Raw genomic sequence first — 21,179 nt, forward strand, 5'->3', positions numbered from 1 at the left:
GAATCATTCTTTTGTAAAGCCGATCATGACGCCGCCAGCAATGACGAGTACACATCCAATGATGACGAAGGTCATTTGCTTTTTCGATTTTTTCTCCCCTAAGAGAAAGATGCCGCCTAAAGTGGAAATGACGATTCCCATTTGGGAAAAGGAGAAGGCAATGGCGACACCAACCTTTGGATTAGCCAGCAGAAGGCCGATGTTACCGACTGCCCACATCAGTCCTGTCAGGATATTTCTTCCGGCATATTTATTGAACGGTTTATGCTTGAGGGAAAGCAGCAGGGCAGCTAGGAACATGCCGATTGCTTGCGGCAGGATCGCAGACCATCCGTCCACTTCATTCCACCTGACCACGATGACATATGTAACATAACCAGCCGTTGAAATGGCAAGATAAAATAGCCCTTTTTTCATGCTTCCTTGTTTTTTTTCAGCACCGTCACCATAACTTGTCAGCAAGACACCGGTAATCAAGCAGATGATGGCAATGATGCCGATGATGATTGTAAGTTTGTCATTCCATTCCCTGAAAATGATCACGGCGAAAAATGTATTTCCTAAAATTTGCAGCCCCGTCGAAATGGGAACGGTTTTAGAAACCCCAATTTCTTTGACACTATTAAACTGAAATAACTGACCGAACGCCCACCCTATTCCGGATATGATGCCGACGATCCACACCAGACTGCTCCATTCCGGGGGATTGATGAAGGACATCACGATGGCGAACAGTAATGAACCGACTGTAATGCCGAGTGTTTGATTATAAGAACTGCCTCCAAGTTTTTCGGAAACAAGCACCAAACTGCCCCATGTCAAAGCGGGGAGAAGTGCCAAGAGAATACCTTCCACGAATTTCAACTCCTAAATTGGAAAACCCTTTTTTAAATGAATAGTAAATACTTAGATAGCAAGCTATTGATTTATATTACGTTCCCTTTACACGGGAAAGAAAACATGGTATTCATTTACCAATTTGAAATCATCCCTCTTTCACTTGGATAGGTTATCAAGGTGTAAACAATGAAATTGTGCGTGATTTATGGTACTTTTAACTTAAAAAAGATAGGAGCAATAAGATGACGACATTGAATGAATGGTTTGAGAAGGGAATCCCAGCAGAAGAATTTGTTTCTTCCATGAAGGTCCATAAAGAAAGCTTGCAGTCGATCCTTGAGAACTTTGCCATTTCTGCGGAAGATCAGGATCTTTTTGATGAATGGAAAGCGAAAGATCTTCGGGCCATTGTCCTTACTGAAGACTGGTGCGGAGACGCGATGATGAATATACCGATCCTGTTGAATATTGCTGAAGCTGCAAATATCGAAACGCGCATGGTTCTACGAGATGAAAATCTTGAACTGATGGATGAATACTTAACGAATGGCACAGCGCGTTCCATTCCCATCTTTATATTCATCGATAAGCATGGCGAGGAAAGAGCTGTATGGGGACCTCGTGCACCTAAAGTGCAGGACTATGTCATGGAGCTGCGTTCCGTATTGCCAGCCAAGGATGATGAACGATTTGAGGCCGAGCAAAAAGAAGTCTTTAAAAAGATCACAAAGGCGTTTTCCGAGGATAGGAACCTTTGGTTTGAAGTTTACGGCAGCATCAAGGAGACATTGGGGAAAATTGATTGAATTCTCGCAGTAACGGGAATTTCAGGCTGCAGGCAAACTCGATAGTCATTGAGGATGTCTACTGCTTTTTGCGAAATTCAACCGTTAAATTCCCCTCCACTAGCCTTAAAACTTTAACAAACCTCCATTTTTACGCAAGGCATCATCCCTGCTTTAAACGTAATGAAAAATCCAAAAAGGCTTCGGAATGAAATCATTCCGAAGCCTTTTTGTCTGGCTTGCGCCGGTGCTTCCAATGACGTTCTTACTGTCATCCCATCATGGTAACGGGGATGATAGGGCTATCGTACCTGACAGCACCTTACCTTACCCTTTTACTACTTCCTGTCCGCGAACATTCCATGTAATCGCAAATACGACTACTGCAAGAACACAAGAAATTGTGATTAATGTAAAGCCTGCGTTCCAACCTGCAAAGTCCACTACATATCCCATCATGGCATTCGCTGCCACTGACCCACCTAAATATCCAAACAAGCCAGTCAATCCTGCGGCTGTACCGGCAGCTTTTTTAGGAACTAGATCAAGTGCTTGTAGACCTATTAACATGACCGGTCCATAAATTAAGAAGCCAATCGCAATCAAGGAAATGATATCGACCATTGGGTTTCCTGCGGGATTAAACCAGTAAACCAGGACAGCGATTAATACTCCCAGCATAAAGACAACCCCCGCCGGTCCACGACGACCTTTAAAAACTTTATCCGATATATATCCGCATAATAAAGTTCCGGGGATGCCAGCCCATTCGTACAAGAAATAAGCCATACTCGATTTATCCATATTAAAGCCTTTTTCTTCGCTCAAATAGGTCGGTGCCCAATCAAGTACACCATAACGGACGAAATATACAAAGATATTTGCAATGGCGATTGCCCAGACCCATTTGTTATTCAATACATATTTGAATAGAATCTCTTTTGTTGTCAATTCCGTTTCAAACAACTTTTTCGTTTTATTAGGATAATCATTGCGATATTCTTCAATAGGTGGTAAACCAACTGATTGGGGTGTATCACGTATTAAGAGAAATGAAATGAATGCAATTACAATAGCTACTAATGCAGGGAGTATAAAAATTCCTTCATAGCCAGCATAGGAAGAGCCCATTGATGTAGCAAAGATGGAGACACCTGCAATGGCCAATGGTGCCATTAAGCCGCCGCCCACGTTATGGGCAACATTCCATATTGCTGTTTTTCCCCCTCTTTCACTTACACTATACCAGTGAACAAGTACTCGGCCAGATGGGGGCCATCCCATTCCTTGAAACCATCCATTAATGAATAACATGATGAACATGATTGCAACCGATGATGTAAAGAAAGGGACGAATCCCATAAGGAGACTTACGATTCCGGCTAGAATCAAGCCTGCTGGCAAGAAATACCTTGCATTACTTCGATCTGAGACGGTTCCCATTACAAACTTACTTATCCCGTATGAAATGGAAATGGCAGACAACGCTAGTCCCAGCTGTCCAGTTGTAAATCCTTCTTCCTTTAAATAGGGCATGGCCATGGAAAAGTTTTTCCGAATTAAATAATACGCTGCATAACCAATGAAGATCCCGATGAAAACTTGTAACCTGAGTTTTTTATATTCAGAGTCAATTTTTTCCTCAGGTAATCTTTGAACTGGTGGGGCAGGCTTAAACATTTTGAACATTTCAATCCTCCTTAATGAATTTAAGTTATGAACGTGGTTAAGAAACGGCGATAAAACAAAAAAACCCATACCAAAATAGCGTACCTTCATATTGACAGGTCCTATTAAAGCATGGGTCTCCAGATCTCCACCATCATTAACTTGTACAGAAAATAATACCTGCATATAAAAGTGTTGTCAACGTTTACATACGTCCGGGGTGGGGGATGTCAGGCAGTTGAGTCATTTAACATAGGTAACGCTATAAAATCCATGATTGAAATCAATCAGGTATTCTTGCGACTTCAAAAGATTTTTAGGCTTTCTTTATTGCAAAAATATTAAATTCGTATTTTTTTGTCCGCACAATATGGACAACGATAAAATTATCTATTATTATGATGGGTATAACCACTAATACAAAAGGATTCATGTTGAACCAATCTGTATTTTTGGGAAGGACACATGTATTTTCTTAAAAATAGTAAAATTCTATATTCTTAAAGGTTTGTTTTTAGAATAGGAGTAAATCATAAAAAAATCCGCATTTGTTCCAACCAATAATGAGGGGGTATATGTAATGACTAGTGAATCATTAAATCAATTTTTAACAGATAATTTGAACGATTTAAAAGATAAAGGTCTGTACAACGTTATTGATCCAGTAGAAGGTCCAAACGGGCCGGTGATCAAGATTGCTGGCAGAGAGCTGATCAATTTATCATCCAATAACTATTTAGGTTTAGCCACGGATCAACGATTGATTGTTGCTTGCATCGAAGCGACGAAGAAATATGGTGTCGGGGCCGGGGCGGTTCGTACGATCAATGGTACGTTGGATATCCATGTGAAATTGGAAGAAAAGCTGGCGGAATTTAAGCATACGGAAGCAGCCATTGCTTATCAATCTGGATTTAATTGTAATATGGCAGCGATTTCAGGAGTGATGGATAAGAATGATGCCATCCTTTCAGATGAACTGAATCACGCTTCAATCATTGATGGATGCCGTTTGTCCAAAGCAAAAATCATTCCCTTCATCCATTCGGATATGGAGGATTTACGATCAAAGGCACGTCAAGCAAAAGAGTCGGGATTGTATAACAAGGTCATGGTCATTACCGATGGAGTGTTCTCCATGGACGGGGATATTGCCAAGCTTCCTGAAATCGTGGAGATTGCCGAAGAATTTGACTTAATTACGTATGTGGATGATGCGCATGGTTCTGGTGTATTGGGAAATGGTGCAGGGACGGTAAAACATTTTGGCTTATCGGACAAAGTCGATTTCCAAATTGGCACATTATCCAAAGCGATTGGCGTTGTTGGAGGCTATGTAGCGGGGAAGAAGGACTTGATTGACTGGTTGAAGGTTAGAAGCCGGCCATTTTTGTTTTCAACGGCTGTCACACCTGGGGCAGTTGCTTCGAGCATAGAAGCGATCGATATTTTGATGAACAGCTCGGAACTTCAAAATAAGCTGTGGGAAAATAGCGCTTACTTGAAAAAAGGTCTAAAGGAATTAGGGTTTGATATCGGCGATAGCGAAACACCGATCACGCCTTGCATTATTGGCGATGAAGCAAAAACACAGCAATTCAGCAAGCGGCTGAATGAAGAAGGTGTGTATGCCAAGTCCATCGTATTCCCTACCGTACCAAGGGGAACAGGAAGGGTAAGGAATATGCCGACTGCTGCCCATACAAAAGAGATGCTCGATCGTGCGATAGCGATTTATGAAAAAGTGGGAAAAGAGATGTCAATCATCTAACGGATTAATTTGCTTGCTGGGAATACATTGGGGAGGGATTTTTAATGAAAAAGGTCTTAGTCACAGGAGCTTTAGGTCAAATTGGTTCAGAACTGACGCTGAAAATGAGAGAGATTTACGGAGCCGACAATGTCGTGGCAACGGATATCCGAAAGACGGAGAGCTCCGTCGTCCAATCGGGTCCATTTGAAATTTTGGATGTTACCGATGAAAAAGAGATGTTCAACATTGCCAAGAAGCATGAAGTGGACACCATCATTCATTTAGCTGCTTTATTGTCTGCAACAGCTGAGAAGAAGCCGCTGTTAGCCTGGAATTTGAACATGGGTGGATTGGTGAATGCGTTGGAAGCGGCACGGGAGCTCAATTGCCGATTATTTACTCCAAGCTCGATCGGAGCGTTCGGTCCAACCACACCTAAAGATTGCACACCGCAAGACACGATACAACGTCCAAATACGATGTATGGAGTGAACAAAGTATCGGGAGAGTTGCTATGTGATTATTACCATCATAAATTTGGCGTTGATACGAGAGGTCTTCGTTTCCCGGGGCTGATTTCGTATGTCACGCCTCCTGGCGGCGGGACCACCGACTATGCGGTTGAAATTTACTATGAAGCGATTAAAAACAGGAAATACACTTCCTACATCGCAAAAGGAACGTATATGGATATGATGTATATGCCTGACGCCTTGGCTGCCATCATGGCATTAATGGAGGCGGATGCATCCAAGCTGAAGCATCGGAATTCCTTCAATGTATCGGCCATGAGCTTTGACCCGGAACAAATTGCTGCCGAGATTAAAAAGCATATTCCTGACTTTGTCATGAACTATGAGGTCGATCCCGCAAGACAATCCATTGCCGACAGCTGGCCGAATAGAATCGACTCGACTTGTGCGAAGGAAGAGTGGGGATTCAAAGCGGAATACGATCTGGAGAAAATGACGAAGGATATGTTGGTTAAGCTTGGATTGAAATCATTTTTAGTGACCGCATAACGGACCGTATCTGAATAAAAGAGTTGCAAGACTCTTTTATTCAGGTTATTTTATTAAGGTCGTGATTTTTTTAGCGGTTGAATGATACACTTTCGGAATCATGTAAAAGTAAGCGCTTTCCGAGTGATTCACGTTGTAAGCTGATAAATGTGAAAATTCGTATGAATCTTTCAAACTATCAGGAACGCTTGAATTTGAAGTGTGAAATGATTTTGAAGCGTGTGAAGACGCCTGCTCATCACTTCGGTACGATATGTTTTCATTGGGAGTATGCAGCAAAATTGACTGATTAGCAGTGTAGGGGGAAATGGAATGGCAAACAAAGATTTGAATAGGGACTTGAAAGGCCGTCATATTCAGATGATCGCTTTGGGCGGGACAATTGGTGTTGGTTTATTCATGGGTTCGGCCAGCGCAATCAAATGGACAGGCCCGTCTGTCATGTTAGCTTATGCAATCTCAGGTTTATTCATCTTCTTGATCATGCGTGCGATGGGGGAAATGCTATATTTAGAGCCAAGTACAGGCTCATTTGCGACATTTGGTTATAAATATATCCATCCATTGGCAGGATATATGACTGCATGGAGTAACTGGTTCCAATGGGTTGTTGTCGGGATGGCCGAGATCATCGCAGTCGGGACGTACATGCAATATTGGTTCCCTCACCTTCCTCCATGGATACCAGGCTTGATTGCAATGGTGATCCTAGGGGCGGCGAACTTGATTTCCGTTAAATCTTTCGGTGAAATCGAATTCTGGTTTTCATTGGTTAAAATCGTAACGATCGTCTTGATGATCGTTGCAGGATTTGGACTTATCTTCTTCGGCTTAGGTAACGGCGGAGACGCAATTGGACTATCAAATCTTTGGGAACACGGTGGGTGGTTTACAGGCGGTTGGAAAGGCTTCTTCTTTGCACTATCACTTGTTGTGGCTGCCTATCAAGGCGTGGAACTGATCGGGATTACAGCTGGCGAAGCGAAGGATCCGCAAAAAACGATCACCAAAGCGATCCAAAGTACAATTTGGCGTATTCTAATCTTCTATATAGGTGCCATTTTCGTTATTGTAACCGTTTACCCTTGGGACCAACTAACTGCAATTGGAAGCCCATTCGTGGCCACCTTTGCTAAAGTCGGTATCACGGCAGCAGCTGGCATCATCAATTTTGTCGTCATCACAGCAGCCATGTCCGGCTGCAACAGCGGCATTTACAGTGCAGGACGGATGCTTTATACATTAGGAATGAATGGACAAGCACCTAAATCCTTTGCAAAAGTATCGAAAAGCGGTGTTCCTTTATTCGGTACGTTCGGTGTAATCATCGGATTGGCCATTGGAGTCGTATTAAGTTATATTGCTCCAAAAAACCTATTTGTGTATGTATACAGCGCAAGTGTACTGCCTGGAATGATTCCGTGGTTTGTCATCCTGATAAGCCAAATTAAATTCAGAAAAATCAAAAGAGCTGAAATGGTCAATCACCCATTCAAAATGCCTTTTGCACCTGTAACAAACTACTTGACCATCGCCTACTTAATTATGGTATTGGTCGGCATGTGGTTCAATGATGAAACGCGTATTTCACTCATTGCCGGAATGGTCTTTTTAGCCATCGTAGTCATTAGTTTTTACGCTTTTGGAATGGGCAAGCGTGTCCCTGTGGATACTCAAACAACTGAAGAAACGGATGTTAAAGCAGGTTAACGGCTGAACGACAGTAGAAACCGCATCCCTGATGGCAGGTAAACTCGGTAATGATCGAGTTTACCTGCTTTTTTTAGGATATAACAATAGTCAGGGCACTAATCTCCTCGGCTGTAGAATCATACTTGATGTAAGTCCAGTTAGCGGCAATGTGAGTCCAGCAAGATAGGGATGAAGGAAAAAATATCGCCGAAATCCATAATTATATTGACGATTGAATTAAAAAAGGACTGATTATTTTATTCAGTCCTTTTTTAAATATGATATGGAAATCAAGAGGTTGTTCCGTGTTTCAAACCTCACACAAATCTGGCATACATCAATTAAATAAGAAACATCGCGACGATGGTTGTGACTGCAAGGCCGATTGCCACCGGCAGTAAATTCCGGCGCGCCAGCTCGAAGGGGCTGACATTACATATTGCCGCGGCTGGAATCAGTGCCCAGGGAATCAAGGTGCCTCCGCCGACCCAAATCGCAGTGATTTGCCCCAGTGCAGTCAAGGTAGCGGTTCCGCTGCCGATGGCCGTGCCAAATAGTTTGGCAACCGACCCGGCCAAGGAAATGCCTGAGAATCCCGACCCGTCAAGGCCAGTGATGGCACCGATGCCTGTTAATGTTACGGCAGCGATCTCCTTCGTCAAAGGAACAGAGGCGGCTAAGGCGGCACCGAGGTCATTGACGATGCCGAGCGACGTTTTTGGTAAATGATCTCCGATGATTTGATTGAAGCCGGAATCACCTAAATAGAAGAATGCAGCGATTGGAATGACCGGTCCGAATACCTTGAAGCCAAATTGAAAGCCTTGAATCAAATAGGCCGTCGATTTTTCAAGGCCCTGTTGTTTATGTGCCACAAGAGATAAAATCAGTAAAATGAAAACCGCCGTACCGCCCACCAACGCCGTCGCATCTCCGCCCTGCAGCTTCAAGATAGACAACGCCACCACATCGAGCAGAAATGCAAGCGGAATGAATATGGCAAAAAACTTCTTTTGTGCCAGAGTGAGCAGTTCTTCACTTCCTGCTTGATCCTGGATGATGCCCGCATTATCATCTGCTTTGATTCTTCCAAGCTTCATATCCCGCTTCAAGAGGATGAAAGCGGAGAGGGTGGTGACAACCCCCATCGTAATCACAAGGGGAATGCTGGCGGCGATGACATCACCGACTGGAATTGAAGCCGCGTCTGCCGTCAGTTTGGGTGCCGCTTGAATGATGAAATCCCCTGATAGCGCGATACCGTGGCCAAATAGGTTCATGGCCATCGCCACGCCGAGCGCCGGCAAACCTGCCCGTAACGCTACGGGAAGCAGAACCGCACCAAGTAAGGCAACCGCCGGTGAAGGCCAAAAAAACCACGATATGATCATCATGATGATTCCGATTATCCAAAAGGCAAGTGCAGGATTTTTAATGAATTTAGCAAAAGGAGCAATCATGACATCGTTGATTCCAGAATTGGTCAACACCGTGCTCATGGCGACAATGATGGAGATGATCAATATCGTCGACATTAATTCCGTGATGGCAAAAATGAAGCTGTTGAATATCCCGCTTATCGACGAAGCTAAACTGCCTGTAGCCACCAACGCCAATAGAAAAATTCCAATGATGCAAATGAGGGTCGTATCCCGACGCTTTACCATAAATCCAATGATCAATGCAATGAATACAACATAAATCCAGTGTAGTGCTGTCAACTCCAGTCCCATGATTCGTCCCCCTCATAAATGTGCCTAGTTACAGATTATGAAGGGAGATCATGGTGGTGAGTGGTTTGGCGAATTTAAGGGGCACAGGAAAGCTTTCACTTTGTGAAAATTTCGTATCATTTGAATGTAAGTAAACTTTGATATGTATGTTCATACTTATCTACCTTAGAGAAGGAACAACTTTTTTTGAATAAATAAATAATTAATCCAAAGATTACTTGTTGTTGTAAAATATGGTAGTGTACTAAACGACTACATGATTAGAGGAGATGGAAATAAGATAAGCGTAATTGTAATGGCATTATAGTTAGTTTTTTAGTACAGCCTTTATCCCTAAAAGTTATGCAGAAGAGTGTAACAATCACTTTAACTAGAGAAACTCATACTGAATTAGATGGTAAAGTAAGTAATAAGGTTTATGATACTGAAGTAGTTTCTTATACAACAGACGGTGAAGTTATCATTAATGGAATAGAAGCTGACCCAAATGAGTTAGACGAATTGGTGTAAGACAGTAAATCACCTGTAATTTCATCTCGATTAGCTAGTGGTGGATTGAGTTATCTAACATCATACAAGGAAACATCATCTAAAAAATACACTTTAAAAGCATTTAAAGAACCAACTAATGCATTTTTAGATGGTGGAAAGGGAACACCAAGAACAAAGAAAAATGTTAGTTATGGAGCAAAAGTAGTCGACTTTAAACAGTTATCTAAAAATGTATCAAGTGCAAAATCTACTATTCTTGAATCGTCAGCTGCCATGATTTCTGCGGGTATTGGTGCCCTTTATTGGTGGACAGTTGTTGGTTTAATTGGCGCAACAGGTACTGCAGGCTTGGCAGCATATCAAATATATAGTGCAAGTAATTCGGCTAAGGCAGATATGAAAGAGGCTTATAATCTATTAAAATAAAGGATAGATAAACTAATATGATGAATTATTTACAAGGTGTTTTTATAAGTGCAATGATTGTGTTTTGTTTATATCAAATTATAGAAAAAAAACAAAAAGACAAAAAAACTAGACATTCTTATTACTGGGTAATTTTCTTATTTATCTTATGGTTATACTTGTTTAATGGAACAAATCAATGAACTATAAGATAAAAGTAAATTCTCCCTCAAGAAAAGATATTTACTAACCCTGACAAGAAATTAGCTAGTTCTTGTCAGGGTTTTTATATTCCTAAACTTGAGTGATTTTGCTTGTTCACAATGCCGTTGAAATAAGCAAATTGCCCTTTACGCATATTCACTCTACTTTTCACCTTCATAACAAATTCCTTGAACGCTTTGGTGCCGATTTCTATTTCCTGATCCCTTGTGAATGCTCTTTTGTTAGCAGAATAGTCAACCACTCTATTACACTGCTTAATTATCTTCCAGAACTCTTGTATAGTTTCAGCTTTTTCGTAAAAAGAACTTACTAGATTACTAAATACACCTGGAACCCAATGGGCTACAAAATTTGCTTGGTTTAAACAGTTTTCTAGAGAATTATTTACATGAGAGAATTGAGTAACGGCTTTACGTTTATTGTTTTTAATATTTTGTTTTAAGAAAGATGTAGTTGTTTTAATGGCCGGACACTTCTTGGTCATTTTCACAGGAGTCTTGCCGGTCATTTCATCATTTACAGGCTGAATGATAATAGCATTAATTAGCTGTTTGCATCATATCCTTTTTCCTCTTCATAGGTACTTGGCGGATCATCCCGAGGTCTTCAAGTTTCTTCATTAAACGTTGAACAGTTTTATAAGAAATTTCAAGCTTGGCTGCAATTGTATTCTTACACATATAGCTCACACCAAGTTGCTTGCAGCTATGACGCTTCAAAAGCTCCAACATTGCAATTAGTCTGGATAGTACATCTGAACGCTTAATGTCCACACGAATGACGTCCCTGTAAACTTGTACCGTTTTATTTAATTCTTCAATAGCTGTGAAAGAAGATAGGCTGTTATATGATTCTTCATTCGATATTACGTCAATACGTTTCTTCATTTTGCAGTCTCCTTAGACAACAAAAAGCAGCGGCCCTGGGTGAGCATACCGTTGCTAAGAAACCCATGATGTAATAAACTACATCTAAGGGTACAGCAAGTGTTTGCCTATCGTGAGTAGGCGGACGGTATAAGTAGTGGTCCAACACTATTTATACACGCTGTGCTTTTTTTGTGTTTTCCAGTAGACACAAGAAATGTTTTTAATCGATGGAAGTGTAGTTTCTACGGTCCATGTGCAGTTCCAAAGTCAAGATCCGGAGGGTACCATTACTCTCAATGGGTATATTCCTCTTAATGCTGAGGAGTATGAACAAAACGAAGCTCTGCCAACTTTAACGGAAGTGGTGAGGACCAAGTTAATTGATCGATTGCAGCCACAAGCCGGTTAGGAGGGGGGCATTTTTGGAAATAGATATGGGGTATCTAATTACATGCATAGGGCTTTTTTGTACTGTGGCCGGATTGGTCATCGGTTTTTTTACGTTTCATCGAAATCGGGATAAGTGTAAAAAATGATGCGACTGAATCGGCCATTATCAAAACCAAGTTAGAAAATATTTGTCAATCCGTTGATTTAATTCGAATTGATTTTAAAGCGAGTGAGAAACGATGGAACACATTGTCAGAACAAGTCGTTCGAATTGATGATAATACCAAGCAGGCGCATAAGCGCATCGATAAAATTGAAAATAAAGGAGAGGTCTAAATTGGATAAAACAAAACAATATATAGCGATGATAGGCGGTGCACTGGGTGCACTGCTTTTATTTTTTCAATCACTCGGCTTTCAGGTGGAATGGTTCAATGAAAATACTATCAATTCATTTATTAATTTCCTTACAGCCATAGTGCCTCTTATGTTTGCTCTATACGGTGTGTATAAGAATCAATATCTCCTAACCGAGAAAGCGAAGAAACAAGAAGGAGTTTTGAAAAAACAAGGATTAAAATGAGCTGCCTATCGGGTGGCTTTTTATCTTGTATAAAAGGGGGATGTTAGAAAATGACTGTATCTTTACAAACTTTGCTGGATAGATCAGCTAGAAAAATGGGTGTAGGGATTAATTTTATTGTGAAGGGCTCGGCATTGGAAATGATAAAACGATCGTATAAGGAAGGAATTTACGTCCAAATAAGTTCAGGTTATCGCTCAATGGAAGAACAGGCTGCACTATACGCTCAAAGCCGTCTTTATAGCTACAAGGGTAATAGCTAAGTCAAAAGTGACGCAAGCGAAACCTGGACAATCTATTCACAATTATGGATACGCCATTGATTATTTCCTTGTTAGTGATGATGTAAAAACAGCCTTGTGGACGGTAAATGCAAAATGGAGACGTGTAGCTGCCATTGGAAAAGAACTTGGGTTTAAATGGGGAGGAGATTAGATAGGCTTTAAGGATTACCCACACTTAGAAATGACAGGTTGCTTTTCCTTTACCCAGCTGTAGGCCGGCAAAAGACCGAATCTAACCTTGAAATTTAAGTCAGGTTCAGAAGTTGTTACTGAGCTGCCTAAAAAAGAAGTAGCTCATGAGGTAAGTAAGAATCCTTCCGAAGGCAAAGGTGATAACACGATCGTTTCCATTCAGAAATCACTAAATAGCCGGTATGTATTTAATCTCATTTTGGATGGTATCCGGGACCTAAAACTAAGTCAGCCCTTAACAAAGCACTACAAACCGAACTTAATAAGCAATTCAATAAAAAGTTGGTTGTGGACGGAAAATGGGGACCTAAGACTAAGGCGGCTATCGTAACTGTTCAAAAGGGTGCTAAAGGCAATCTTACGTGGATTTTACAAGCCACACTTTATATGGAATATTATTCCACTTTTGGAAAGGGTACTGAAACAGCATTAGAAAAGTTTCAGAAAGCTAAAAAGATTACTGCAGATAAAAAGGCTGGAAAAGCTTTTTTCACAGAATTATTTGCTGCATAAAAACTATTAATATAGAAAAAACCTGTAGAATTGCCTCTACAGGTTTTGCTAATCTTTTTTATTTTTGCTTATAGGTTTTTCCACTTTTAATTACAAAAAATATTAATGAAGCAAAAAATAAAATATTAGACAAATTCACAAACAGTTTTATTCCAGCATTAAGATCTTTTAATCCCATAAAAATATCAATAACAGAGACTAATCCAGTAATAACCAACAATATCAAAAAAAATAAATATATTTTAATCACTTCCATTTATTTAGAGTAAGAAAAACACTATCGCTCTTGATGTAACATCCGCTAAATAACTTGGTACGCCAACTTGTTTTAAAGCCTTAGATAGCCCTGCTTCAGCAGTACCAGAGAAATCTACTAATATGTCAAAAGCTTCCATTACAACTTGGTAACTCAAATAGTAGTTCAAAGATTTTTTTGCTTTACTTGTTAATGGTAATTTATCAACATATACTTTGATTTGTTCATTCCACGCACGTGATCCAACATTCTTAAGCTTTTTAATCATCTGTTTTGCTGCTTGTTTTGCAGCCATTGTTTTTAAACCAAATGTAGTTATTTGTCCAGATAGTTGTTGATCGTCAGCAATATTAAGATTATTACTTACAGTGTTAAAAAGATCATAGTAATCTACTTGACTTAATTCTAGTTCAATAGCTTCATCAACTTCAACATTCAAAAGTCCTGGATTAGAGTTAAGGTCCTCAGAATAATATTCGTCTGAGTTTTGAGCATTAGCAAACGTTGGAAGTGCTACTGTTGAGAGCATCAACGCAGACATTGAAGCTAAACCTAGTTGTTTTAATTTATTCACAATTTACCATCCTATCTAAAAATTGGTTAATGACAGTAAAATTATAGCATTACAATATTACTATATCAATAATATTTTTAAATCAATAGAAACACTACAAAAGGTAAAAGAATAGCTATTAATGTCAAACAGTTTTGATGTTAGCTCAGCATTATACTTTCGTAAAAAATCGAGTGAAGAAAATTATTTCCAAATAAAAAACGGTACTTGTACAATTACAATAGTAAAAAAACCAAAAAATCAAGCCTCTTCTAGAGTGTGAGGGGCTTGATTTATTAGTTTTAAAAGGCTTCTTATATTGTAGGTCTTGCCTTTTTAATTAACTCCGTAATATTAATATCTCCGTTATAAAACACCTGGTCATTCGAAAATCATCACTCGCAGCAAAGCTCATTTTAATCTGCTCAATCCATTTATATGCGGCAATGGCTGCTGTCCAGCCAGGATCCTTTTTATAGTCTGAATTTATAACAGAGAAGCTTCCACTTTGATATTTATGTTCATACTTACCTACCTAAGAGAAGGATCATACCAGCTTTCGCCAATAATCATATTCTCACCTTTTCTTGTAAAAGTAAATTTCGCTATATTTTGGCCTTCTAAAAGATAAGTGCTTCCCAGAAAACCGTCAGCTAACTGATATCTTCCTCTTTGGCGAGATTAGCTGCTAAATCCTCGCTATACATTTCAATTAAGTTCTTAGTCCTCTTTTCATTGTTCATAGCGTCAAATTTCAAATGTGGTAAAACTATATTACTCCCATCATTTAGACCTAAGTTTTCGTTAACTTCCATATCACTAATATTCGTGTGGCTATAGTTCTTATCTATAATGCTGTTAATTGTATCTTCGATTTTTTCTTCCCTTGTTGAATCCGATTCGGGAAACCATTCATCCTCCAAATCTTCTTCCTGACTTTCTTCGCTCTTCATCGTCTCATTAGTTGAAATAGAATTTTTTTCAACTACAGGTTCTGTTTCATTTGAAGTTTCTGCATCTTCAATGGCTACTGCGATAAATGCAACAACAAAAAGTAAAATGAATGACCCGACCGATGACAATAACATTTTCTTAACTTTCCCTGTTTTTCTAAAAGCTGATATGATTGCGGCAAGAATAAAAAATATTGTGGCAAACACACAAAGTAATCCTAAAAATCTCAACGTTTCCTTCCCTCCATTTACTTAATCATTTGATAATTCCTCATCTTCTTCATATAAATCATCGACCTTCACACCTAATAATTTAGCTAATTAACACATTAATAATTGTAAGGTCTTTTCTATTATTGTGGAATTATTTTTACAAAAATGCGTAAAGTTTCTAAATAAATAGATAATAAATACAAGGTTACATATTCTTGGGAAATATGGTAGTTTAGTATACGACTACATGATTAGAGGAGATGGAAAGATGAAAAGAGTAATTGTATTGGCATTAATTTTTAGTTTGTTTTTTAGTACGGCCTTTATCCCAAAAAGTTTTGCTGAAACAACCGTAGACAATCAAGCGGATTTCTTGAATGAAGCCTTTGAAGAATCTACAAATTTAGAAGATAGTAATACACAAACCATTGATATTAAAAATGATGATGGTAATATTATTGGTAAAGAAATAATTACTATTTCTAGAAAAGTAGAGAAAAATATTGAAGATGGCATTGTAACAATCACTTTAAATAGAGAAACTCATACTGAATTAGATGGTAAAGTTAGTGATAAGGTTTATGATACCGAAGTAGTTTCTTATACAACAGACGGTGAAGTTTTCATTAATGGTATAGAAGCTGACCCAAATGAGTTAAACGAATTGGTGTATGACAGTGAATCATCTGTAATTTCACCTCGACTAGCTAGTGGCGGAGTGAGCTATCTAACTTCATACAAAGAAACATCATCTAAAAAATACACTTTAAAAGCATTTAAAGAACCAACTAATGCATTTTTAGATGGTGGAAAAGGCACACCAAGAACAAAGAAAAATGTTAGTTATGGAGCAAAAGTAGTTGATTTTAAACAGCTATCTAAAAATGTATCAAATGCAAGATCACAAATTCTTACTTCGTCAGCTCAATTAATAGCTGCGGGTATTGGCGCCCTTTATTGGTGGACAGTTGTTGGTTTAATTGGTGCAACAGGTACTGCAGGCTTGGCAGCATATCAAATATATAGTGCAAGCAATTCAGCTAAGGCAGATATGAAAGAGGCTTATAATCTATTAAAATAAAGGATAGATAAACTAATATGATGAATTATTTACAAGGTGTTTTTATAAGTGCAATGATTGTGTTTTGTTTATATCAAATTATAGAAAAAAAACAAAAAGACAAAAAAACTAGACATTCTTATTATTGGGTAATTTTCTTATTTATCTTATGGTTATACTTGTTTAATGGTATAAATCAATGAATTATATGAAAAACATAAATTCTCTCTCAAGATAAGATATTTACTAACCCTGACAAGAAATTAGCTAGTTCTTGTCAGGGTTTTTATATTCATAAAGTTGGATTTTTTGCGTCCATAAATTCAGCATCAAAGTAAAGATTGTTCATAAGCTTATTCACAATACCATTGAAATAAGCAAATTTCCCCTTATGCATCTTAACTCTACTCTTAACCTTCATAGCAAATTGCTTAAATGCTTTAGTGCCGATTTCTATTTCCTGTCCCCTTGTGAATGCTCTTTTGTTAGTAGAATAATCAACCACTCTATTACACTGCTTAATTACCTTCCAGAACTCTTGTATAGTTTCAGCTTTCTCGTAGAAAGAACCTACTAGATTACTAAATACACCCGCAACCCAATGGGCTACAAAATTTGCTTGGTTTAAAGATTTTGCTAGAGAATTATCCACATGAGAGAATTGAGCAACGGCTTTACGTTTATTGTTTTTAATATTTTGTTTTAAGAAAGATGTAGTTGTTTTAATGGCCGGACACTTCTTGGTCATTTTCACAGGGGTCTTGCCGGTCATTTCATCATTTACAGGCTGAATGATAATAGCATTAGCTGTTTGCATCATATCCTTTTTCCTCTTCATAGGTACTTGGCAGATCATCCCGAGGACTTCGAGTTTCTTCATTAATCGTTGAACAGTTTTATAAGATACTTCAAGCTTATCTGCAATTGTATTCTTACACATATAGCTCACACCAAGTTGCTTGCAGCTATGACGCTTCAAGAGCTCCAACAATGCAATTAGTCTGGATTGTACATCTGAACGTTTAATGTCCAGACGAATGACGTCCCTGTAAACTCGTACCGTTTTATTTAATTCTTCAATAACTGTGAAAGAAGATAGGTTGTTATATGATTCTTCATTTGATATTACGTCGATACGTTTCTTCATTTTGCAGTCTCCTTAGACAACAAAAAGCAACGGCCCTGGGTGAGCAAACCGTTGCTAAGAAACCCATGATGTAATAAACTACATCTAAGGGTACAGCAAGTGTTTGCCTATCGTAAGTAGGCGGACGGTATAAATAGTGGTCCAACACTAATTATACACGCTGTGCTTTTTTTTTGTTTTCCAGTAGACACAAGGAATGTTTTTAATCGTTGGAGGTGTGCCTCCGCCAACCCAAATCGCAGTGATTTGCCCCAGTGCAGTCAAGGTAGCGGTTCCGCTGCCGATGGCCGTGCCAAATAGTTTGGCAACCGACCCGGCCAAGGAAATGCCTGAGAATCCCGACCCGTCAAGGCCAGTGATGGCACCGATGCCTGTTAATGTTACGGCAGCGATCTCCTTCGTCAAAGGAACAGAGGCCGCTAAGGCGGCACCGAGGTCATTGACGATGCCGAGCGACGTTTTTGGTAAATAATCTCCGATGATTTGATTGAAGCCGGAATCACCTAAATAGAAGAATGCAGCGATTGGAATGACCGGTCCGAATACCTTAAAGCCAAATTGAAAGCCTTGAATCAAATAGGCCGTCGATTTTTCAAGGCCCTGTTGTTTATGTGCCACAAGAGATAAAATCAGTAAAATGAAAACCGCCGTACCGCCCACCAACGCCGTCGCATCTCCGCCCTGCAGCTTCAAGATAGACAACGCCACCACATCGAGCAGAAATGCAAGCGGAATGAATATGGCAAAAAACTTCTTTTGCGCCAGAGTGAGCAGTTCTTCACTTCCTGCTTGATCCTGGACGATGCCCGCATTATCATCTGCTTTGATTCTTCCAAGCTTCATATCCCGCTTCAAGAGGATGAAAGCGGAGAGGGTGGTGACAACCCCCATCGTAATCACAAGGGGAATGCTGGCGGCGATGACATCACCGACTGGAATCGAAGCCGCGTCTGCCGTCAGTTTGGGTGCCGCTTGAATGATGAAATCCCCTGATAGCGCGATACCGTGGCCAAATAGGTTCATGGCCATCGCCACGCCGAGTGCCGGCAAACCTGCCCGTAACGCTACGGGAAGCAGAACCGCACCAAGTAAGGCAACCGCCGGTGAAGGCCAAAAAAACCACGATATGATCATCATGATGATTCCGATTATCCAAAAGGCAAGTGCAGGATTTTTAATGAATTTAGCAAAAGGAGCAATCATGACATCGTTGATTCCAGACTTGGTCAACACCGTGCTCATGGCGACAATGATGGAGATGATCAATATCGTCGACATTAATTCCGTGATGGCGAAAATGAAGCTGTTGAATATCCCGCTTATCGACGAAGCTAAACTGCCTGTAGCCACCAACGCCAATAGAAAAATGCCAATGATGCAAATGAGGGTCGTATCCCGACGCTTTACCATAAATCCAATGATCAATGCAATGAATACAACATAAATCCAGTGTAGTGCTGTCAACTCCAGTCCCATGATTCGTCCCCCTCATAAATGTGCCTAGTTACAGATTATGAAGGGAGATCATGGTGGTGAGTGGTTTGGCGAATTTAAGGGGGCTTTCCTTGAACTGGTGAAGGTACAAAACGGGAGAATACACGCATTAATGAAGTGGAGGAAATGGAGTTAGTATAGTTTCATGGACACATTTTAGTTAAGTCCTTACAATGATTTTTGAGAGGATGTGTCCGTCTTGAAACGTAAGAATTTAGGTAAAAAATATAATAACGAATTCAAGAAGACGATTGTCGATCTTTATCACTCGGGTAATTCGGTCAAAGAATTAAGCGGCGAATATGGAATATCGGAAGTGACCATTTATAAATGGGTTAAAGAATTTACTCCAATCGGTTTAGGGGAAGAGTCCATGACTCCAAAGGAATTAGCCGCAATTCAGAAGAAAAACTTTCGGTTAAAGCAAGAAGTTGAAATCTTAAAAAAGGCTATGGCCATATACGCGAAAAAGTACCCGAGACAGACCTTACCGAATTTATTGAGGAATACAAGAAACAATATCCCGTACAGAAGATGTGTGAAATACTAGAAATTCCAATAAGCAGCTATTATCAGTCCCTTCAAATAGTCGTATCGAATCGTGAATAGGAAAACCAAGAACTCACGAATGAAATTCATCTTATTTACCTGGAAAGCAAAGGACGATAGGGGCTCTAAAGATTTATGTAAGCTTATTAACTAAAGGGGTATCCCTAAGTCTAAAGCGTGTTCAACGTTTAATGAGCAAGGCGAGAATTCGTTCAATTACCAAGAAAAAATACCGTCCCTATCCATCTAAAGAAAAGGTTATTCAATTGGATAATTTGCTAAAACGAGACTTCACTACTCAGACCATTAATGAGAAATGGGTAGCAGATATTACCTATATCTACACGTTAAAAGACGGATGGTGTTATTTAGCTTCGATTTTGGACCTTCATTCTAAGAAAATAGTAGGATATTCATTTGCGCGTTCAATGACGACAAAACTGGTCATAAAAGCTTTCAATAACGCACACTTATCACAAAAGCCCTCGGAGGGCTTAGTTCTTCATACTGATCTTGGCTCACAATATACAAGCAGTGTGTTTACTCAACATATCCAAAACCATCATATTAAGCAATCCTTTAGTCAGAAAGGTTGCCCGTACGATAATGCCTGTATAGAATCCTTTCATGCGAAATTAAAAAAGGAACAAGTCAACCACGTACAATATTTAGACTATTAGACCGCTAAATTAGCGTTTTTCCAATTTATTGAAAGTTGGTATAACCGAAAAAGAATTCACAGCAGCTAGGATATAAAACTCCACAAACGATTGAGGATCAAATTAAAAATCCAGCTTAAGACTTAACCTTTTTGTGTCCAAAATATTGACTCAAATCCAAAGAGATATTTGAGAATAGATTAAAATCTCAATAAATAAAAGCCCTTCTCTAAAGAGGGGCTTGTTTTTTGAATCTATTTTTTAACGTTTATCCCAGTTTAATAAAGCTTATTCATCCTATTAAATTGGAGTGAACGTTATCCTATACAAAATTGATAATAGTTGTTATGAGTACTAGTACTATTAGAACTGATAGGAAACCTGATATAATTTTCCCAGCTTTTGCGCCTTTATTATCGGAGTAAAAGTTACCAATAATAAAGGCGGGGATGAAAAATATAATTGAATAGAACATTGTATAATGAATACCTGAATCACCATTTGACCAAGCGTTTAATCCGAAATAATTTAAAATAATATCTCCAATGCAAAATTTATCACCAAATCGAAAAGTAAACAAAACTCCGATTAAACAAAGGGCTAAAGAAAGTGAGCCTACTCCAATTTCTGTTGTTTTCTTAACTGTAATTATTGTCATGACTTTTTCCCCTTACCGTTAGGAATTTTCCTGTTTTTTTAAAAAATCCTAATAACTAATTTTATTAGTTTTAAAGATAAAACCTACTAATTTTGTGTACAGCCATAGCAGCTTACCTAAATTATGTTTTTTTTATTTTAACATATCTTATATAAAAAATTGTAAAGATTATTGATATTTATAAAATTATT

At 39.1% G+C, this 21,179-nt stretch carries 18 protein-coding genes and 2 pseudogenes; 11 read left to right on the forward strand and 9 right to left on the reverse strand.

The genetic code is table 11. The features are described 5' to 3' along the window. Nucleotides 1–3: 3 nt before the first annotated feature. Nucleotides 4–855 (reverse strand): GRP family sugar transporter, encoded by an 852-nt coding sequence (locus MHI53_RS03340; protein ID WP_061143573.1) that lies wholly within the window; start codon nucleotides 853–855, stop codon nucleotides 4–6. A gap of 227 nt (nucleotides 856–1,082) precedes the next feature. Between MHI53_RS03340 and MHI53_RS03345 the strand changes: the two genes are divergently transcribed. Beyond that, the gene (locus tag MHI53_RS03345; RefSeq protein ID WP_340372752.1) at nucleotides 1,083–1,646 is read left to right on the forward strand and encodes a thioredoxin family protein; all 564 of its coding nucleotides are present in this window, start codon (nucleotides 1,083–1,085) and stop codon (nucleotides 1,644–1,646) included. Between the two features lie 306 nt (nucleotides 1,647–1,952). Here MHI53_RS03345 and glpT read toward each other — a convergent pair whose 3' ends face one another. Beyond that, the gene (glpT, locus tag MHI53_RS03350; RefSeq protein WP_061143571.1) at nucleotides 1,953–3,314 is read right to left on the reverse strand and encodes a glycerol-3-phosphate transporter; all 1,362 of its coding nucleotides are present in this window, start codon (nucleotides 3,312–3,314) and stop codon (nucleotides 1,953–1,955) included. Between the two features lie 559 nt (nucleotides 3,315–3,873). Between glpT and MHI53_RS03355 the strand changes: the two genes are divergently transcribed. From MHI53_RS03355 to MHI53_RS03365, 3 genes are all read left to right on the forward strand, one after another. Next, entirely contained in the window at nucleotides 3,874–5,064 is a 1,191-nt protein-coding gene (locus tag MHI53_RS03355; protein ID WP_061143570.1) for a glycine C-acetyltransferase, read from the forward strand. 44 nt (nucleotides 5,065–5,108) lie between these two features. Further along, complete coding sequence (locus MHI53_RS03360) at nucleotides 5,109–6,068, forward strand: L-threonine 3-dehydrogenase (RefSeq protein ID WP_061143569.1); 960 nt, start codon at nucleotides 5,109–5,111, stop codon at nucleotides 6,066–6,068. Between the two features lie 312 nt (nucleotides 6,069–6,380). Next, on the forward strand, nucleotides 6,381–7,778 hold the full coding sequence (locus tag MHI53_RS03365) for an amino acid permease (RefSeq protein ID WP_061143568.1): 1,398 nt from the start codon (nucleotides 6,381–6,383) through the stop codon (nucleotides 7,776–7,778). A gap of 323 nt (nucleotides 7,779–8,101) precedes the next feature. On the opposite strand, the gene MHI53_RS03370 is transcribed toward MHI53_RS03365, so the two are convergent. Then, on the reverse strand, nucleotides 8,102–9,493 hold the full coding sequence (locus tag MHI53_RS03370) for a hypothetical protein (protein ID WP_340372753.1): 1,392 nt from the start codon (nucleotides 9,491–9,493) through the stop codon (nucleotides 8,102–8,104). Nucleotides 9,494–10,048: 555 nt separating this feature from the next. On the opposite strand from MHI53_RS03370, the gene MHI53_RS03375 reads away from it, so the two are divergent. Beyond that, nucleotides 10,049–10,411, forward strand: coding sequence for a hypothetical protein (locus MHI53_RS03375; RefSeq protein WP_340372754.1), 363 nt, complete (start codon nucleotides 10,049–10,051; stop codon nucleotides 10,409–10,411). A 265-nt stretch (nucleotides 10,412–10,676) separates the two neighbouring features. On the opposite strand, the pseudogene MHI53_RS03380 reads toward MHI53_RS03375, so the two are convergent. Further along, nucleotides 10,677–11,502 (reverse strand): annotated as a pseudogene (locus tag MHI53_RS03380) (helix-turn-helix domain-containing protein). A gap of 709 nt (nucleotides 11,503–12,211) precedes the next feature. Here MHI53_RS03380 and MHI53_RS03385 point away from each other — a divergent pair. From MHI53_RS03385 to MHI53_RS03400, 4 genes are all read left to right on the forward strand, one after another. Next, nucleotides 12,212–12,457, forward strand: a complete 246-nt coding sequence (locus MHI53_RS03385; RefSeq protein ID WP_340372755.1) for a phage holin — start codon at nucleotides 12,212–12,214, stop codon at nucleotides 12,455–12,457. A 50-nt stretch (nucleotides 12,458–12,507) separates the two neighbouring features. Continuing rightward, nucleotides 12,508–12,720 (forward strand): D-alanyl-D-alanine carboxypeptidase family protein, encoded by a 213-nt coding sequence (locus MHI53_RS03390; protein WP_061143563.1) that lies wholly within the window; start codon nucleotides 12,508–12,510, stop codon nucleotides 12,718–12,720. Between the two features lie 7 nt (nucleotides 12,721–12,727). Beyond that, a complete protein-coding gene (locus tag MHI53_RS03395) occupies nucleotides 12,728–12,892 on the forward strand; it encodes a M15 family metallopeptidase (RefSeq protein ID WP_340372756.1) in 165 nt (54 codons plus the stop codon). A 329-nt stretch (nucleotides 12,893–13,221) separates the two neighbouring features. Next, entirely contained in the window at nucleotides 13,222–13,446 is a 225-nt protein-coding gene (locus MHI53_RS03400) for a hypothetical protein (RefSeq protein ID WP_340372757.1), read from the forward strand. A 260-nt stretch (nucleotides 13,447–13,706) separates the two neighbouring features. Here the strand turns inward: MHI53_RS03400 and MHI53_RS03405 are convergent, their stop codons facing one another. Continuing rightward, a complete protein-coding gene (locus MHI53_RS03405) occupies nucleotides 13,707–14,276 on the reverse strand; it encodes a hypothetical protein (RefSeq protein ID WP_061143559.1) in 570 nt (189 codons plus the stop codon). Nucleotides 14,277–14,908: 632 nt separating this feature from the next. Further along, the gene (locus MHI53_RS03410; RefSeq protein ID WP_340372758.1) at nucleotides 14,909–15,439 is read right to left on the reverse strand and encodes a hypothetical protein; all 531 of its coding nucleotides are present in this window, start codon (nucleotides 15,437–15,439) and stop codon (nucleotides 14,909–14,911) included. Between the two features lie 250 nt (nucleotides 15,440–15,689). Between MHI53_RS03410 and MHI53_RS03415 the strand changes: the two genes are divergently transcribed. Beyond that, the gene (locus MHI53_RS03415; RefSeq protein ID WP_340372759.1) at nucleotides 15,690–16,502 is read left to right on the forward strand and encodes a hypothetical protein; all 813 of its coding nucleotides are present in this window, start codon (nucleotides 15,690–15,692) and stop codon (nucleotides 16,500–16,502) included. Between the two features lie 271 nt (nucleotides 16,503–16,773). On the opposite strand, the gene MHI53_RS03420 is transcribed toward MHI53_RS03415, so the two are convergent. Both MHI53_RS03420 and MHI53_RS03425 read right to left on the reverse strand, forming a co-directional pair. Beyond that, nucleotides 16,774–17,628, reverse strand: coding sequence for a helix-turn-helix domain-containing protein (locus tag MHI53_RS03420; RefSeq protein ID WP_340372760.1), 855 nt, complete (start codon nucleotides 17,626–17,628; stop codon nucleotides 16,774–16,776). 147 nt (nucleotides 17,629–17,775) lie between these two features. Beyond that, nucleotides 17,776–19,104: a hypothetical protein gene (locus tag MHI53_RS03425; RefSeq protein ID WP_340372761.1), complete on the reverse strand. Its 1,329-nt coding sequence runs from the start codon at nucleotides 19,102–19,104 to the stop codon at nucleotides 17,776–17,778. A 217-nt stretch (nucleotides 19,105–19,321) separates the two neighbouring features. On the opposite strand from MHI53_RS03425, the pseudogene MHI53_RS03430 reads away from it, so the two are divergent. Further along, nucleotides 19,322–20,470: pseudogene (locus tag MHI53_RS03430) on the forward strand (IS3 family transposase). 182 nt (nucleotides 20,471–20,652) lie between these two features. Here MHI53_RS03430 and MHI53_RS03435 read toward each other — a convergent pair. Beyond that, the gene (locus MHI53_RS03435) at nucleotides 20,653–20,988 is read right to left on the reverse strand and encodes a hypothetical protein (RefSeq protein WP_285768776.1); all 336 of its coding nucleotides are present in this window, start codon (nucleotides 20,986–20,988) and stop codon (nucleotides 20,653–20,655) included. Nucleotides 20,989–21,179: the final 191 nt, after the last annotated feature.

The sequence above is a fragment of the Peribacillus sp. FSL E2-0218 genome, assembly GCF_037992945.1.
In the GTDB taxonomy this organism is placed as follows: Bacteria; Bacillota; Bacilli; order Bacillales; family DSM-1321; genus Peribacillus; species Peribacillus simplex_B.